Source organism: Streptomyces sp. AB3(2024), from assembly GCF_041862025.1.
Taxonomy (GTDB): Bacteria; Actinomycetota; Actinomycetes; order Streptomycetales; family Streptomycetaceae; genus Streptomyces.
The window spans coordinates 1-15,576 of the sequence record NZ_JBGWAB010000165.1; the positions used below are offsets into that span (position 1 = coordinate 1).

The following is a 15,576-nucleotide window of genomic DNA, read 5'->3' on the forward strand; positions in this document are numbered from 1 at the left end:
CCCAGCGGTTGCGGTACCACTCGGCGCGCCCGTCGCGCAGCCGGATGCCGTGGACCATGCCGCTGCCCTTGAACCAGTGGGTGGGCGTGATCCCGGGCTTCGGGTTGTGGCTGTTGCGGATCAGGCGGCCGGTGAGCTCGGGCGGCAGGGTTCCCTCGACGGCGAGGCCGGTGGCGGTCAGCTCGTCGGCGACGGGGGTGTAGTGGCCGGTCAGGTACGGCTTGCTGGTCATCGTGAGGACCTCGGATCTCGACGGTGGGGTGGCGGTACGGAACGGAGGTGCGGTGCGGGACGGGGCGGCGTGCGGGGTGTGGTCACCCGCGCTCGGCACGCTCCTTCAGCCGGGCGAGCCACTGCTCCAGCGAGTCGCGGAGGGCCTGTTCCAGCAGCTCGGGCGAGGCCTCCACGGGCGCCCCGGACCAGGACTCCTGCGTGCGGACCGTGACGGCGCCGTCCGCCTCCTCGAAGGTCCACACGTGCACGCCCTCGATCCCCTGGGCCGGACCGCCCCAGACGATGCGGGCGCCGGGCACCAACTGCAGGACGGTGGAGGTGATGTCGAGCCCGTGGGTGAGCCAGCGGAAGGTGGCGCCGGGGGCGAGGGGACCGTCCAGGGCGGCTCGCGTGACGTCCGGGTTCCAGTCGGGCCAGGCGTCGACGTCGGTGTGCAGCCGCCAGACGGTGTCGAGCGGGGCGTTGACGGTGGTCGACAGCCGTACGACCGCCGGCGCGCTCTCGTCGATCGTCACGCAGGGGGTGTGCTCGGGCTGTTCGGTGCGCTGGGTGCTCATGACGGGTGACGCTCCTTCTGTATGTGTGGTTAACCACTCACTCATTGCGCCGTGAAAACGGCGACCCGGCTTCCGGCGGGCCGCCGTCCGGGGGAGCGGGCTGTCAGTAGTGCCGGATGCCGGCGGTCAGGGTGCGGGTCCAGGGCGCGTCGACCGCCCCGGCGTCCATCGACACCACCAGATGGCAGAGCATCCCGACGGCGAAGAACTCCTGGACCTGGCGGTCGTCGCCGCCGGAGGCCCCCCGTACGTACTCGACCGTGCGGGCGTAACCGGCCCGCACGGCCTCGCGGACGGCGGGCTCGGAGACCGCGGCGGCCTGTGCGTGCAGCTGGACCAGCATCAGGTCCTTGTCGCTGATCAGATGGGCGTAGGCGTCGCCCATCGCGGAGAGCACGGCCTCCGGCGAGCTGCCCCGCGCACCGGCCGCGCCGGCCTCCAGGCTGGCCCGTACCCGTACGAAGCAGTGGTCGACGACCGCCACGAACAAGGCTTCCTTGTTGGGGAAGAGCCGGTAGACGTACGCCTGCGAGATCCCGGCGGCCTTGGCGACCTCCGTGGTCGTGGTGCCGAAGTACCCGCGCGCGGCGAACGCTCCGATGGCGGTGCGCAGCACCGTCTCGCGGCGTTCCTCCGCGGTGGACAGCTGGCGTTGGCGTTCCGGTTGCATGTGAGTACTCAATCACTCACACTTTTGGGGTGTCAACCCCCGCGCTGCCCGTGGGGGTCACAAGGAGCAGCCCCGCTGATCAAGTGATTAGATCGATACAACCGGGTATGCGGCATGTGCGGAGATTCTTCCCACCGTCCGTCCCCGCGCACCATGCGTGTGCCACGACGGGCGCCGAGCCTCCGCACGAGTTCGATCGCCGGGGCCCCGCGGCTGGCGGCGGCACCGACGGGCCGATGTGACAGCCGGTCTCCGCCGGCAAGGAAGCAGGCTCACATGGTTGATCGTCTCAAGGCATCGGGGCTGGTGGGCGAGGTGTCCGCCGAATTCGCCGGCACCATGGTCCTCATCCTCTTCGGCTGTGGCGTCGTGGCCCAAGTGGTCGCGGGCGGCGGACTCACCACCCCGCCCGGGGGCCTCGGAAACCACGACAGCATCGCGTGGGCCTGGGGCCTCGCCGTCACCCTCGGCGTCTACGTCGCGGGGCGCATGAGCGGCGCCCACCTCAATCCGGCGGTCACCGTCGCGCTGGCGAGCTTCAAGGGTTTCCCGTGGAAAAAGGTGGCGCCCTACGTGCTGGCGCAGGTGGCCGGCGCGTTCGTGGCCGCCCTCATCGTGCGGTGGAACTACACCGAGGCGCTGGCCAAGTACGACCCCGGCCACACCATCAAGTCGCAGGGCGTCTTCTCCACGCTCCCGGCGAACGGCAACACGAACCTGCCGATCACCGAATGGGGCGCGCTACGGGACCAGATCATCGGTACGGCGCTCCTGCTGCTGCTCATCCTCGCGGTCACGGACCTGCTCAACAACCCGCCCGGGGCCAACCTGGCGCCGTTCATCGTGGGCCTGATCATCGTCGCGATCGGCATGGCCTGGGGCACGGCCGCGGGGTACGCGATCAACCCGGCCCGTGACTTCGGTCCGCGGCTCGCCAGCTTCCTCACCGGATACGGAGGGGCCTGGCGAGATCAGTACGGGAACTTCTACTTCTGGGTGCCCATCGTCGGCCCGCTCGTCGGAGGCCTGATCGGAGCGGCTCTGTACAAGTTCTTCATCGGCCAGTTCCTGCCGACCGCCGAGGCCGAGCCCGAGGGGGTCATCCCGACCGCCGATCCCGATCCCGATCTCGACCCCGGGCCGGAGGGCACCATCCCGACCTCCGGATCCTGACCCGCAGCCCTGCGTCATCCCGTGGCGGGGCGGCGACACCGCCCCGGCGCGGGACGGGCTCTCCCCCGAAGAGAGGCGGCACCATCATGGCGGACTTCGTCGGCGCGGTGGACCAAGGCACCACGAGCACCCGGTTCATGATCTTCGATCATGCGGGCAACGAGGTTGCGAAGCACCAGCTGGAGCACGCACAGATCCTTCCCAGGTCGGGATGGGTCGAGCACGACCCGGTGGAGATATGGGAGCGCACCAACTCGGTGATCCAGAACGCGCTCCGGCACGGCGGCCTCTCCCCGGCCGATTTGGCGGCCATCGGCATCACCAACCAGCGCGAGACGACCGTCGTCTGGGACCCCCGCAACGGCCGCCCGTACTACAACGCCATCGTCTGGCAGGACACCCGCACCGACTCGATCGCGGCGGCGCTCGACCGCTCGGGCCGAGGCGACATCATCCGGCGCAAGGCCGGCCTGCCACCGGCCACCTACTTCTCCGGCGGGAAGATCCAGTGGATCCTGGAGAACGTGGACGGCGTACGCGAGGCCGCCGAACAAGGACACGCGCTCTTCGGCAACACCGACTGCTGGGTACTGTGGAACCTCACGGGAGGCCCCGACGGAGGCGTCCACGCCACCGACGTCACCAACGCCAGCCGGACCATGCTGATGGACCTGGAGAGCCTGGACTGGGACGACGAACTCCTCGGCTTCTTCGGGATCCCGCGCGCGATGCTCCCCGCCATCCACTCCTCCTCGCACCCCACCGCCTTCGGCGTCACGCGCAGCTCCCGTCCCCTGCGGGCGGCGATCCCGATCACGGGCGTGCTCGGCGACCAGCAGGCGGCCACCGTCGGGCAGGTCTGCTACGCGCCCGGTGAGGCCAAGAACACCTACGGCACCGGCAACTTCCTCGTGCTCAACACGGGCAACGAACTGGTCCGTTCCCGGCACGGCCTGCTCACCACCGTGGCCTACCGCTTCGGCGACGAGCCCGCGGTGTACGCCCTGGAGGGCTCCATCGCCGTCACCGGCTCGGCCGTGCAGTGGCTGCGCGACCAGATGAAGATCATCACCGATGCCGCGGAGAGCGAGCGCCTGGCCCGTACGGTCGAGGACAACGGCGGCATGTACTTCGTGCCGGCCTTCTCGGGCCTGTTCGCGCCCTACTGGCGCTCCGACGCCCGCGGCGCCATCGTCGGCCTCGCCCGCTACAACAACAACGGGCACCTGGCGCGCGCCACCCTGGAAGCCATCTGCTATCAGAGCCGCGACGTCGTGGAGGCCATGGAACAGGACTCCGGGGTACACCTGGACGTGCTCAAGGTCGACGGCGGGGTCACGGCCAACGACCTGTGCATGCAGATCCAGGCGGACGTCCTCGGAGTACCCGTCAGCCGCCCCGTCGTCGCCGAGACCACGGCCCTCGGCGCCGCGTACGCGGCCGGACTGGCCACCGGATTCTGGCAGGACACCGACGAGCTCCGCACGCACTGGCAGGAGTCCAAGCGGTGGGAGCCCCAGTGGTCCGAGGAGCAGCGGGCCGAAGGCTACGAGGGCTGGAAGAAGGCGGTCGCGCGGACCCTGGACTGGGCGACCGTCGAATAGCCGCCGGGGAGCGGGCACGGCCGGAACCGCCGGTCCGGCCGACGACCCGCCGTCATCCCCGTCCGCCGGCCCCCGGCACCCGCACCCCCCGGGCGCCCGCCCCGGGCGGGCGCCCGTACAGCGCCACCAGGTGGCGGGCGAGGGCGAGGGCGGCGAAGAAGGCCACGAGCGCGCACACGCCCGGCCAGCCGGTCCGGTCGTGGATCCGCACCCCGGCCCACGAGCCGACACTGCCGCCCAGGTAGGCGCAGGTCATGTACGCGGTGTTGAGCCTGCTGCGGGCGTCGGGACACAGGGCGAAGACCCGGGCCTGGTTGGCGACCGTCCCGCACTGCATCGCGACGTCCAACAGCAACGTGCCCACGACCAGCGCGGCCGCCCCCGCCGTCCCGCCCAGGGCGCCCGCCGTGAGGACCGCGGCCGCGACGAGGACCCCGAGCAGGCAGACCAGGTTCACGGGATCGGGCCCCCCGCGGTCCACCAGACGCCCGGCGAGCGGAGTGCAGAACATGGTCACCGCCCCGACCAGGGCGAGCATTCCCACCGCCTGCCCGCCCAGACCGTAGGCGGGACCGGCGAGGAGGAGGGCCAGACAGGTCCAGACGGCGGAGAAACCACCGAAGACGGTCGCCTGGTAGAGGCAGGAACGGCGCAGCTGCGGCTCGGTGCGCAACAGGCGCAAGGACTCCGCCAGAAGTGACAGGTACGGCCGGGGCGGCGGCGGGGCGGTGACCGGCAGGGCGCGGGCGAGGACGACGGCGAGCAGCAGCACCACCACCGCCGCCACCAGGTACGGGGCCCGCCAGCCCAGCCGTTCGCCGAGCGTGCCGCTGAACGTACGGGCCAGCAGCATTCCGCCGATCGACCCGCTCAGCAGGGTGCCCATCACGGCCCCGCGGCGATCGGGGGCCACCATCCCCGCGGCCAGCGGGGCGATCAGCTGGGCGGCCACCGTGGTGACGCCGACGCACGCGGCGGCCGCGACGAGGGCCGGCAGGGCGGGGGCGCAGCCCGCGGCGAGGAGGCCGAGCCCCGCGAGGAGCAGCAGGGTGACGAGGAGGCGCCGGTACGGGATCCGGTCGCCGAGCGGCACCAGCAGGAGGATCCCGGCCGTGTAACCGATCTGCGTGGCGGTCACCACCAGCGTCGCGGCATCGGGCGTCGTACCGAGACCGGCGGCGACGAGCGGGGTGATCGCCTGCGGGAAGTAGACGTTGCCCACGCCGACGGCGCAGGTCAGGGCCAGGAGCAGCACCGTGCGGGGACCCAGGGGGGTGGTCCCGTCACCCGTGGGCCGCGGCGCGGCGGCCCCCTCGGCGACGATCGCCGGTTCCCGTGCGGGAGTCGGAGGTGTCATGCGGGGAAGTCCACGGCACGGGGGCCCGCGCGCCAATCGATGTAGCGTATCGCTTGATGATCAGCTACGAACTGGGCGTCGAGGACCTGGCGGACACGCGGTTCGCGGTCTCACCCCTCCACGAGACCGTGCTCAGCCTCCGGGTGCTGCGCGACCCGGGACTGTCCGCGCTGCACCTCCCGTGGCGCCGCACCGTCCTCGGCCGGCTCGGCGGGCTCGACACCGGCCTGCTGATGTCCCTGGTCGCGTCGCGGCGCACACTGCCCGACTTCCTCACGCCGCGTCCCGCGTGCTTCGATCCGGCCTTCGAGGACGAACTGGCCGTCGTGGGCCGGACCGCCGCCGCCACGGTCCGGCGCGACCTGCTGGCCACGCACGCCCCGGACCCGCTCCCCGACGCGCTGCGCGCCGCCCGTGCAGCCGACGACGCATCCGTCCTCGCGCTCCGCGACGCCCTGTGCGACCTCCTGCGGCGGTACTGGGAGGTCGCCGTCGAGCCGATGTGGCCGCGGATGCGGCTGCTGCTGGAGGCCGACATGACGTATCGCGCGCGGCAACTGGCCGTGGGCGGCGCCCGCCTGCTGTTCGCCGACATGCACCCGAACCTGCGCTGGCACGACGGCGTGCTGCACATCGGTCAGATGGTCAGCCGGTACCACGCCCGGGCCTGCGGCCGGGGGCTGCTGCTCGTACCGTCCGTGTTCGCGCACAAACCCGCCCCACCGGTCGGCGCGGACGAGGCGCCCATGATGTCGTACCCGAGCCGCGGGCTGGCGACCCTGTGGGCCCCGGCGCCCCTCCCCGACCCCTCCGCCCTCGTGTCCCTGCTCGGCGCGTCCCGGACCCGGCTGCTGGGTCTGCTCGACGCGCCGCTCCCCACGGTCGAGATCGCCCGCCGCACCGGGGTCACCCCGAGTGCGGTGTCGCAGCACCTGCGGGTGCTGTACGCGACCGGACTCGTGACCCGGGCGCGCGACGGGCGGCACGTCCTGTACCGCCGCAGCCTCCTGGGCGATCAGCTGACCGGCTTCGGCGGCTGAACCCCGGACGGTTCGCGGTCGGCAGGCTCAGCGGCCGTCCGCGGGCAGCAGGGCGAGGGCCGTATCCGCGCGGCGCGGATCGCGGTCGAGCAGGGCTTCCAGGTTAGTTCTCGGCCTCGTCCCAGAGGTAGACGACGGCGGTGGAGCCGTCGTCGAACCCCAGGCGGTACACGCCCTTCTTGCCGCCGCCCCGCACCCGTCGGCCCCGGCGGCGGGTCAGGCGCCGGGAACCGGCCCGATCATGCGCTTGCTGATCCACTCCAGGGGTCCCTGGAACAGGCCGTCGGCGTACTTGTAGCCGTCGTGCCCGGCGTTGGGGATGATGTGCAGGTCCGTCTCGACGGGACCCTTGCCGATCTTCTCCTTGAAGGCCTTCACCTTCGCCCCCTCCTCCTTGTCGCCGAGCAGGAAGGAGATGTGGACCTTCGGGCCGCCCTTCTTGGCGAGCTGCTCCGCGAGCCGGCCGGGGTCGTTGGCGAGCCGCTCCGGCTCGTGGTCCTTCCAGAACGGCGAATCGGGCGCGGTGTCGGGCCCGCCCGCGACCGCCGTGCTGAACCGGTCCGGGTACTGCAGGACCATCTTCATGCCGACGTAACCGCCCGCCGAGGAGCCGAAGAAGCCCCACCCCTTGGGGTCCTTGTAGGTGCGGAAGTTCTCGCGCGCCAGATCCGGCACGTCGTCGGACATCCAGGTGCCCATCTTCGGCTGCCCGGGGATGTCGCTGCCGTCCCAGTACTGGTCCAGCTTGGCGTTCAGGACCGGCATCATCACGATGAACGGCAGCGACTTGCCCGCCTCGACCTGCTGCGCGATCCGCTCCTGGAGTTTGAAGTCGGCCCCGAACCAGTAGTTCGTGGGATAGCCCGAGGCGCCCGGCAGCGCCGTCAGCACCGGGAACGCGCTGTTCTCGTACTTCTTCTCCTTGTACTGCTTGGGCACCCAGGCCCACACCCGGCCCTCGAAGCCGGACTTCGGGCCCTTGAGCGTGGTCCACATGACCTGGGTGCCGTCACTCAGCTCGCGCTGGAGGTTCCACTTGCGGACGTTCGTCGGCATCTGGACGTTGGAGGGTACCTGCGGCGCCCCGCTCTGCCCGCCCTTGGAGTCCTTGGCCGGAGCCTTGCCGTCGAACGAGGCCTCCGAGGGGCCGCTGGAGCAGCCGGCCACCAGCACGGAGGAGGCCAGGAGGGCGACAGGCAGCAGGAACGTGGACCGGGATTTCACTCGATGACTCCAAACCCGTCAAACATCACCAAAACTACAATCGGGTAGGAAGAGTCGATTTCGCACCGGGTGGTTCCCCCCGGCCCGCGGGGCGCGGGGTCATAAACACCACGCGGGCCCCCCGCGGCGCACTACCGCTCGGTGTCGAAGGTGTAGAACTTGCGGTGGTCCATCAGGTCAGCCGGGGTCACGTCGTTCCACGGCCGCAGCTTGCCGTGGAAGTCCACCACGTTCGCCGTGGGGGAGGCGGGCAGGTACGCGGACTTGGGGTTCCGGCGCTGCCACTCGGACCACAGCATGTCGATGAAGGCGTGGTGCATCCAGAACACCGGGTCGTTCGGCGACGCCGCGCTGGCCATGTGCCCGCCCACCCACACGTGCACCTTGTTGTGCAGACCCGGGCCGCGCCAGCCCTCCAGGTGGTTGCGGAACCCGCCCGAGGTGCTGTTCCACGGCGCCGAGTCGTACGTCGGCATGGCGAGCACCGAGTTGACCTCGTCCTTGGTCGGCAGCTGGGCGCCGCCCGAGCCGAGGGTGCGCCGCAGGTACGTGCGCGCGTCCACGCCGACCGTGATGGCCCACTTGCCCCCCGCGTACGCGAAGGGCCCGTCGAGCACCTGCCCGTCGCGGGCCCGGTTGGTGCCGCCGAGGAAGTCGGCGGCCCACAGGGAGGAGGACGCCGTGCGGTCCACGGTCCAGTCCCAGTACGGCAGCGAGACCTTCGGGTCCACCTTCTGCAGGGCCGACTCGAAGTCGAGCAGGAAGCGGCGGTGCCAGGGGAGGAACGAGGGGGCGCGGTGACCGACCCGGTCGCCGAAGTCGCTGTCGTTCATCAGGAAGCTGTTGTGGGCGTTCACGTAGCGGTCGTAGACGCCGGTGCGCTTGAGTTCGAGGAGCGCGTTGGTGAAGGCGCGCTTCTCCTCGGCGGTCAGCTTCGACTGGCTCTTGCGGACGGTCACAGGGCCTCTCCCTTCGGGGTGAAGGGGATCAGGTTCGCGCCCTGGAGGTCGCGCACGGCGGCCTTGGCGGCCGAGATGGGATCGGCGAAGGTCTCGTAGTGGTTGACCACGGTGACCCAGCTGTTGTCGGCGTTGCGCATGAGGTGCAGCTCTTTGCCGTCGATCTTGATGGTCGGCATTCCCGGCATGTGCTGGCCGTCGTGATGGGCGCCCGGGTCCAGGGTGATCTGGATGCGGCGGCCCTCGAAGACCTCGTCGATGCCGCCGGCGGGTATGGAGAGCGCCGGGCCGGAGGCCTTGGCGTTCGGGGAGGCGCTCGCCGAGGCGGCGCCGGAGCCCGCCTTGTCACAGGCCGTCAGCCCCACGGCCGTGGCAGCGCCGATGGCGATGCCGAAGGCTTGTCTTCGGGTGATCGTATTCATGGCCCGTAGAGGTATCAGAAGTCCGCGAGCGACCGCGCGGCGCCCCCGCCTGCTCCGGGATCCCGGAGCGTCAACTATAGTTACGCGCAACGGGCGTCAACTATAGTTACGCCTGATGAAAGGGAGCGGTACGCAGTGGCGGACTCAGACGGCAGTCCCGATGGACCGGACACGAGACGATCGGGCCGGGTACCGGTTCCGGGCCCCGGGGCACCCTTCAGCGACCGCCTCAACTTCCTCTTCGACCGGGTCCGCCCGCCGGGGGCGGAGGAGTACACCAACGCCCACGTGGCCCGCACCATCTCGTCCTACGGCGAGGACAGTTACACCCGCTCGCACATCAGCTACCTGCGTGCGGGCAAGCGGACCCCCACCATCACCATGGTGCCCCTGCTCGCCCGCTTCTTCGGTGTGGAGGCCTCCTACTTCGTCGAGGACGAGGTCACCCGCAGGATCACCACGCAGTTCGAGATCCTGCGCAGACTGAAGGAGAACGGAGTCGAGCAGATCGCCCTGCGCGCGATGGGCGTCTCCGCCGCCGGCCAGCGCAAGGTGCTGGCGGCCCTCGAAGCCGTACGGAAAGAGGAAGGTCTGCCCGCCGATCCCGAAAGGGACCTGCCGTGACCAGCGTCCACCGCCCGCACGGGAAGGGGAAGCCCCATGTGGCCCAGGCGTCGTAAGCGCACGGCCGACCGCGAGGCCGACGAGGTCGAGCGCCGCAACCGCACGTTCGTGAACGGTCTCGACCTTCCCGCGGTCGACAGCGTCCTGGACCTCGTCCCGTTCATGGAAGAACGCTTCGACCGCTCGATCAAGCTGATGCCGTTCGCCTCGGACCCGGCCGACCCCGACTCGCTCGACGCCTCCGCCCCGTGCGGCCTGTGGCTCGCCACCGGCGACACGGACTACGTCTTCTACGACACCGCCATCAGCCGTGCCCACGCCGAGATCATCGTCGGCCACGAGTTCGGCCACATGCTGGGACGCCACCGCGGGGACACCCCCCTCGCCGCGGGCAACCTCGGCGGACTCATCACCGACATCGACCCCGCCACCGTCCAACTCGTCCTCGGCCGCACCCGCTACAACGAGCCGCAGGAGTTCGAAGCCGAACTGCTGGGCTCCCTCCTCCAGGAGCGCCTCGCCCACCCCGTACGCGTCGCGGACACCCCGGAAGCCGACCCCATAGCCCGCACGCTGCTGCGCTGACCGAATAGGGACCCGTGAAAGACGTACTTCACCCCCTGTGCCTGGCCATCGCCGGTACGGGCTTCCTGATCCTCTTCCGCGACCTGCGGCGGAGCCGCCGCGACCCGGCGCTCGTCGCCCTGGCCTTCACCTACGGCTTCTCCGCCCTCAGCTACGCCGTCTCCCTCACCCCCGTCTGGGTGCGGATCGACGGCCTCCTCGGCGTCCCCAACATCGTGGTGCCGATCGCCCAGGGCTTCGTCATGCTCGTCCTCGCGCTCCAGGCCACCGTCCTGGCCCACTGGTCCAAGCCGCTCGACGAGGCCCGTCGCCGCAGCCGCCACCTGCTGCTCGCCGCAGGTGCCGTCATCGCCACCATGGCCGTGCTGTTCGCGCTGCTCACCCCGGCAACCATCCGGCCCACCGACTTCTCCCTCTACTACGCCCACGACCCGGTCTTCCAGGCGTACGTCCTCCTCTACTTCGGCATGTACAGCGTCGCCGAGACCTACCTCGCCCTTTCCTGCTGGAAGTACGCGCGCACCGCCACCGACCGCTCCATCGCCTTCAGCCTGCGCCTCGTCGCCGTCGGCGCGGTCATCACCCTCGGCTACAGCGGCATCCGCATCGCCGCCGTGGTCGGGGCCGACACCGGATTCAGCGTCGCCGGGCTCAACGGATTCGCCTGGGCCTGCGGGGACATCGGCGCCACCCTCACCCAGATCGGCTACCTCATCCCCACCGTCGTGCGGCGCACCACCAGCGCGCTCGACTGGAGCGCCACACACCTGCGCCACCGACGCCTGGCCCCCCTCTGGACCGCCCTCGACCAGGCCGACCCCGGCATCACCCTGCGCCGCCCCGCCCGCCAGCGCCAGGACGTCCTGCGGGGCCGCAGCGCCCACTTCCCCCTGCTGCGCCGCCGCGTCGAGATCCGCCAGGGCCAGAAACTGATGCGCCGCTACCTCGACCCGGCGGCCCGGGAACACGCCGAGGACCGCCGCCGCGCCGAAGGCCTCTCCGGCGCCGAACTCGTCGCGGCCGTCACCGCCGACCAGATCCACGCCGCCCTCGTCCGCCACCGGGCCGACGACCCCGTCGCCACACCCGCCGAGTACGCCGACGCCGCACTGCCCCTCGCCACCACCGAGGACGAGCTGCTCCACCTCCAGCGCGTCGCCTCCTACTTCACCCCGCCCACGCCCGAGCGCCGCGACGCCTCCGCCTCCCGCGGCATCACCTCAGGAGCCCGCTCGTGATCCTCCGCCGCACTCTGATCGTCGCCTGCACGGCCGTCGCCGCGGCGGCGGCGATGGCCTCCACACCCGCGGCCGCGCGCAACCGCGCCGGTGGCGCCTCCCGCCCCCCGCGTGCGGACCTGCACCTCGCGCCCGCCCGTGAACAGCTCGGCGCGCTGCGCCGGCGCACCGTCACCAGCCGGGCCCTGCTGGAGCAGACCCTCGCGCACATCGACCGGACCAACCCCGGCCTGGGCGCCGTCGTCACCCTCGACGCCGACGGAGCCCGCGCGGCGGCCGACGCGGCCGACCGCCACCTCGCCGCGACCGGCAAACCGCTCGGCGCCCTCCACGGCCTGCCCATCACCCTCAAGGACGCCCTGGAGACCAAGGGGCTCCGCACCACCTGCGGTTCCCCGGACCTCTCCGACCACGTACCCGACCGGGACGCCGACACCGTGGCGCGCCTGCGCGCCGCCGGCGCCGTCATCGTCGGCAAGACGAACGTCCCCGTGATGTGCCAGGACCTGCAGACCTCGAACCCCCTCTTCGGCAGGACCCGCAACCCCCACGACGCCGCGAAGACCGCGGGCGGCTCCTCGGGCGGTCCGGCCGTCGCCGTCGCCGCGGGCCTGACCAGCCTCGAAGTCGGCTCCGACCTCGCGGGCTCGCTCCGCCTGCCGGCCGCCTACTGCGGCGTCTACGCGCTGCGGCCCAGCGGTGGCATCGTTCCCACCCGCGGACACATCCCGCGTCCGCCCGGCTGGCTCACCAGCTCCGACATGCTCACCCTCGGGCCGATCGCGCGCGACGCCGAGGACCTGGACCTCCTCCTCGACGTCCTCGCCGCCCCCTCACCGGCCGACGCCCCGGCCTGGCGGATCGACCTCCCGGCGCCTCGGCGGAGCCGTCTCCCGGAGTACCGCGTCGGCCTGTGGCAGGACGATCCGTACTGCCACGTCGACGCGGACACCCGGGGGCTCATGGAACGGGTCGCCGCACTCCTGCGGTCCGCCGGGGCCACCGTCGACGACACCACCCGGCCGGTGGACCTCGCCGGCAGCGACCGGCTGTTCCAGCGCCTCATGTACGCCACGGCGAGCGCCACAGCCCCCGACGCCGGATTCGCCGAGGACGTCGCGGCCGCCGACAAGATCCCCGCCGACGACCCCGCAGGGCTCTTCCTGCACTCGCGGACCATGCGGCACCGGGACTGGCTGCGCGCGAACGAGGAACGCGAGGAACTGCGCGGGCGCTGGGCCGGATACTTCGCCACCCACGACCTCCTGATCACCCCGGCCGCGCCGACGGCCGCCGTCGACGACCAGACGGACACGCCCGTCCCGGGCCGGTACATCACCGTCGACGGCGTGAGGCGCCCGTACTTCGACCAGACGGCCTGGCTGAACCTGGCCGGCCACGTCTCGCTCCCGGCCCTGGTCATGCCCGCGGGCCGGACCGCCGAAGGGCTGCCGCTCGCCGTGCAGATCATCGGCCCCTACCTGGCCGACCGCACGGTCGTCGCCCTCGCCGGGCAGTTGGCCCGCCGGCTGCCCGATCCCGTGCGTCCGCCCGCCTTCACCGGCTGAGCGGGCCCCGAGACCGGGCTCGTTCTGCCCCCACGGGGGTGGGGCGGGACGAGCCCGCACGACGGAGGGGCCCCGGGTTCTCCCGGGGCCCCTCCGTGCTGCCCTCCGCCGGGCCGTCGGCCCCGCCAAGACATGAAGGGCCCGGATACCGACGGGGGATGCGGTATCCGGGCCCAACGATCATCATCCTAGTACCCCGCGTCCCGATGGTGGGAGGCAGTCCCCTCCGTAGGTTCCACGAACCGCGCCGACGGCCGCGCCGACGACCGTCTCGACGGCCGTGGAACGGGGCCGGGCCACGCCCTGTCAGGACTGCTCCGTCCGGGGCTGCGAGGCGCGTTCGAGCAGTGTGCGGCACGAGGCCGTCGGCGCCGCGACACCCGTCAGGGGCAGGTCCGCCCGGCCGGGGCGCGCCACGTATCCTTGGGGCATGAGGATGCACAGGAGCGTCGACGTGCGGGTCGACTCGATGCTCGACGACTTGCGGACGCTGGTCGAGGTCGAGTCGCCGTCGCGTGATCTCGACGCCTTGGGCGCGTCGGCCAAGACGGTGGCGGAGGTCATCGAGGGCCGGCTGGGCGGGCGGGCCGTCCTGGTGGAGAGCGAGGCCGGGCCGCATGTGCACTGGTCCGGCGGCGGCGATCCCCGGGTGCTGATCCTCGGCCACCACGACACTGTGTTCCCGCTGGGCACGCTGGAGCGGAGGCCGTTCCGCGTGGCGGACGGGCACGCGACGGGCCCCGGTGTCTTCGACATGCTCGGCGGACTGGTGCAGGCCGTGCACGGACTGGCCGCGCTGGAGGACCTGTCGGGCGTGGAGATCCTGGTGACCGCCGACGAAGAGGTAGGTTCCGGATCCTCCCGCGCGCTGATCGAGGAGCGGGCCCGCGCCTGCGGTGCGGTGCTGGTGTTCGAGGGCGCGGCCGACGGCGGGGGACTCAAGACGGGCCGCAAGGGGTGCGGCACCTTCCGGGTGTCCATCACCGGCCGGGCCTCGCACGCCGGGCTGGAGCCCGCCGCCGGGGTGAACGCGCTGGTCGAGGCTGCCCACCAGGTACTGGACATCGCCGCGCTGAACCGGCCGGAGGCCGGGACGACCGTGACGCCGACCGTGGCCTCGGCCGGGACCCTGGACAACGTGGTTCCGGCGGAGGCGAACGTGATCGTCGACGTACGGGTCGAGTCGGACGCGGAGAAGGAGCGGATCGAGTCGGCGTTCGCCGCGCTGGTTCCGCACCTGGACGAGGCCCGGATCTCGGTCCGGGGCGCCGTGGGCCGGCCCCCGATGCCGGAATCGGCCTCGGCGGAACTCTTCGAGGTGGCCCGGCGCCTCCAGCCGGGCATCGAGGGCAAGGCCGTCGGCGGCGGCAGCGACGGCAACTTCACGGCGGCACTGGGCGTACCCACCCTCGACGGGCTGGGGGCGGTCGGTGGCGGCGCCCACGCCGATCACGAATACCTGGTGGTCGACGCGATGGTGCCGCGCGCCCACCTCGTCACCGGGCTGGTCGAGGCGATCCGCGCCTCCCGGGAGGCATGAGCGCGCCACCTCCGGGCGCCGGACACGGCCCGGCGGGTGACGCCCGCTGCGCCGATGTGGGGTCGCTCCGTTGACAGCCCACCGCCCACGTGCGAAAACATCAGTAGGCCGTCTACGGCCCGTGCCCCTGCACGACGTGCGACAGCCACCTCGACACGCGCTCTCCGCCAACGCGCCGAGCCCGCCGAGCCCGCCGCGTCGGATCCCCTGCCCCGCACCGAGACCGCCGACCAGGGCACACACCACCGCATTTCGTGAACGAACGGTTTCCCTATGACCATGTTGCCCGCATCGCGCGTCGCCGGACGGACCTGGACGGTCCGCCTGACCGGCCACGCGGACCACACCGTCTCCGTCACCTGCAGCACCGGGGCGTGCCGTATGCCGCCCCGTTCCAAGGACACCGTGGCCATGCGGCGCTTCGCCGCCGAGCACATCAGGGCGCACGCCCGGCTGGCCACCGTACGTCCGAACGCCGCGTGTGCCTGCCGCGCGGCCGACTGCTCCTACCACGAGGACAGCCGGGCGTCCTGCACCGGAACGCCGCTGCTCGTCCTCATCCACAACCCGGCCGTGGGGCAGGTCTGGACGCTCGCCGAAATCTGCCAGGCCTGCGCGCGCCTCATCCACCACATCACCGTCCTGGGGCGGGCCCAGGGCCAGGCGCCCGCACCGCGGACGCAGCCCCCGGCCGAAACCGCCCCGGCGCGTGTGGCCGTGGCCGGCGGGTTCTCCTCGCCGGAGGCGGCCCCGGAGGCCGTCCCGCGCCGCCGCCCCCAGC

General features: G+C 72.0%; 16 protein-coding genes. 9 read left to right on the top strand and 7 right to left on the bottom strand.

The window, feature by feature from the left end:
- The 3 genes from ACEPPI_RS36420 to ACEPPI_RS36430 form a co-directional block, all read right to left on the bottom strand.
- On the bottom strand, nucleotides 1–232 hold a 232-nt coding region (locus tag ACEPPI_RS36420), incomplete at its 3' end, for a carotenoid oxygenase family protein (protein ID WP_373919547.1).
- A gap of 82 nt (nucleotides 233–314) precedes the next feature.
- The gene (locus ACEPPI_RS36425; RefSeq protein WP_373919548.1) at nucleotides 315–791 is read right to left on the bottom strand and encodes an SRPBCC family protein; all 477 of its coding nucleotides are present in this window, start codon (nucleotides 789–791) and stop codon (nucleotides 315–317) included.
- Nucleotides 792–894: 103 nt separating this feature from the next.
- Nucleotides 895–1,461 (bottom strand): TetR/AcrR family transcriptional regulator, encoded by a 567-nt coding sequence (locus ACEPPI_RS36430; RefSeq protein ID WP_373919549.1) that lies wholly within the window; start codon nucleotides 1,459–1,461, stop codon nucleotides 895–897.
- Between the two features lie 276 nt (nucleotides 1,462–1,737).
- Between ACEPPI_RS36430 and ACEPPI_RS36435 the strand changes: the two genes are divergently transcribed.
- Both ACEPPI_RS36435 and glpK read left to right on the top strand, forming a co-directional pair.
- The gene (locus ACEPPI_RS36435) at nucleotides 1,738–2,634 is read left to right on the top strand and encodes an MIP/aquaporin family protein (RefSeq protein WP_373919550.1); all 897 of its coding nucleotides are present in this window, start codon (nucleotides 1,738–1,740) and stop codon (nucleotides 2,632–2,634) included.
- 86 nt (nucleotides 2,635–2,720) lie between these two features.
- A complete protein-coding gene (gene glpK / locus ACEPPI_RS36440) occupies nucleotides 2,721–4,238 on the top strand; it encodes a glycerol kinase GlpK (RefSeq protein ID WP_373919551.1) in 1,518 nt (505 codons plus the stop codon).
- A 52-nt stretch (nucleotides 4,239–4,290) separates the two neighbouring features.
- On the opposite strand, the gene ACEPPI_RS36445 is transcribed toward glpK, so the two are convergent.
- Nucleotides 4,291–5,595, bottom strand: coding sequence for an MFS transporter (locus ACEPPI_RS36445; RefSeq protein WP_373919552.1), 1,305 nt, complete (start codon nucleotides 5,593–5,595; stop codon nucleotides 4,291–4,293).
- 56 nt (nucleotides 5,596–5,651) lie between these two features.
- Between ACEPPI_RS36445 and ACEPPI_RS36450 the strand changes: the two genes are divergently transcribed.
- Entirely contained in the window at nucleotides 5,652–6,635 is a 984-nt protein-coding gene (locus tag ACEPPI_RS36450) for a winged helix-turn-helix domain-containing protein (protein WP_373919553.1), read from the top strand.
- A 216-nt stretch (nucleotides 6,636–6,851) separates the two neighbouring features.
- Here ACEPPI_RS36450 and ACEPPI_RS36455 read toward each other — a convergent pair whose 3' ends face one another.
- The 3 genes from ACEPPI_RS36455 to ACEPPI_RS36465 all read right to left on the bottom strand — a co-directional run bounded on the left by ACEPPI_RS36455 (nucleotide 6,852) and on the right by ACEPPI_RS36465 (nucleotide 9,240).
- A complete protein-coding gene (locus ACEPPI_RS36455; protein ID WP_373919555.1) occupies nucleotides 6,852–7,859 on the bottom strand; it encodes an alpha/beta hydrolase in 1,008 nt (335 codons plus the stop codon).
- 131 nt (nucleotides 7,860–7,990) lie between these two features.
- Entirely contained in the window at nucleotides 7,991–8,818 is an 828-nt protein-coding gene (locus ACEPPI_RS36460; protein WP_373919556.1) for a tyrosinase family protein, read from the bottom strand.
- A complete protein-coding gene (locus ACEPPI_RS36465) occupies nucleotides 8,815–9,240 on the bottom strand; it encodes a tyrosinase family oxidase copper chaperone (protein ID WP_373919557.1) in 426 nt (141 codons plus the stop codon). Before ACEPPI_RS36465 ends, ACEPPI_RS36460 begins: the two co-directional genes overlap by 4 nt.
- Nucleotides 9,241–9,375: 135 nt before the next feature.
- Between ACEPPI_RS36465 and ACEPPI_RS36470 the strand changes: the two genes are divergently transcribed.
- From ACEPPI_RS36470 to ACEPPI_RS36495, 6 genes are all read left to right on the top strand, one after another.
- Entirely contained in the window at nucleotides 9,376–9,864 is a 489-nt protein-coding gene (locus tag ACEPPI_RS36470) for a hypothetical protein (RefSeq protein ID WP_373919558.1), read from the top strand.
- Between the two features lie 36 nt (nucleotides 9,865–9,900).
- Nucleotides 9,901–10,449, top strand: a complete 549-nt coding sequence (locus ACEPPI_RS36475) for a hypothetical protein (RefSeq protein WP_373919559.1) — start codon at nucleotides 9,901–9,903, stop codon at nucleotides 10,447–10,449.
- Nucleotides 10,450–10,463: 14 nt separating this feature from the next.
- Nucleotides 10,464–11,687, top strand: a complete 1,224-nt coding sequence (locus ACEPPI_RS36480; protein ID WP_373919560.1) for an MAB_1171c family putative transporter — start codon at nucleotides 10,464–10,466, stop codon at nucleotides 11,685–11,687.
- Nucleotides 11,684–13,255 (top strand): amidase, encoded by a 1,572-nt coding sequence (locus tag ACEPPI_RS36485; protein WP_373919561.1) that lies wholly within the window; start codon nucleotides 11,684–11,686, stop codon nucleotides 13,253–13,255. Before ACEPPI_RS36480 ends, ACEPPI_RS36485 begins: the two co-directional genes overlap by 4 nt.
- A 430-nt stretch (nucleotides 13,256–13,685) precedes the next feature.
- Nucleotides 13,686–14,795 carry a M20 family metallopeptidase gene (locus tag ACEPPI_RS36490; RefSeq protein ID WP_373919562.1) on the top strand — a complete coding sequence of 370 codons (1,110 nt, stop codon included), beginning with the start codon at nucleotides 13,686–13,688 and terminating at the stop codon, nucleotides 14,793–14,795.
- A 273-nt stretch (nucleotides 14,796–15,068) separates the two neighbouring features.
- The coding region (locus ACEPPI_RS36495) for a hypothetical protein (RefSeq protein ID WP_373919563.1) at nucleotides 15,069–15,576 on the top strand (508 nt) is incomplete at its 3' end.

Coding starts and splice junctions, on each gene's coding strand:
- ACEPPI_RS36435 (WP_373919550.1), top strand. CDS start 1,738: ATGGTTGATCGTCTCAAGGCATCGGGGCTGGTGGGCGAGGTGTCCGCC.
- ACEPPI_RS36450 (WP_373919553.1), top strand. CDS start 5,652: ATGATCAGCTACGAACTGGGCGTCGAGGACCTGGCGGACACGCGGTTC.
- glpK (WP_373919551.1), top strand. CDS start 2,721: ATGGCGGACTTCGTCGGCGCGGTGGACCAAGGCACCACGAGCACCCGG.
- ACEPPI_RS36465 (WP_373919557.1), bottom strand. CDS start 9,240: ATGAATACGATCACCCGAAGACAAGCCTTCGGCATCGCCATCGGCGCT.
- ACEPPI_RS36490 (WP_373919562.1), top strand. CDS start 13,686: ATGAGGATGCACAGGAGCGTCGACGTGCGGGTCGACTCGATGCTCGAC.
- ACEPPI_RS36430 (WP_373919549.1), bottom strand. CDS start 1,461: ATGCAACCGGAACGCCAACGCCAGCTGTCCACCGCGGAGGAACGCCGC.
- ACEPPI_RS36475 (WP_373919559.1), top strand. CDS start 9,901: ATGTGGCCCAGGCGTCGTAAGCGCACGGCCGACCGCGAGGCCGACGAG.
- ACEPPI_RS36445 (WP_373919552.1), bottom strand. CDS start 5,595: ATGACACCTCCGACTCCCGCACGGGAACCGGCGATCGTCGCCGAGGGG.
- ACEPPI_RS36425 (WP_373919548.1), bottom strand. CDS start 791: ATGAGCACCCAGCGCACCGAACAGCCCGAGCACACCCCCTGCGTGACG.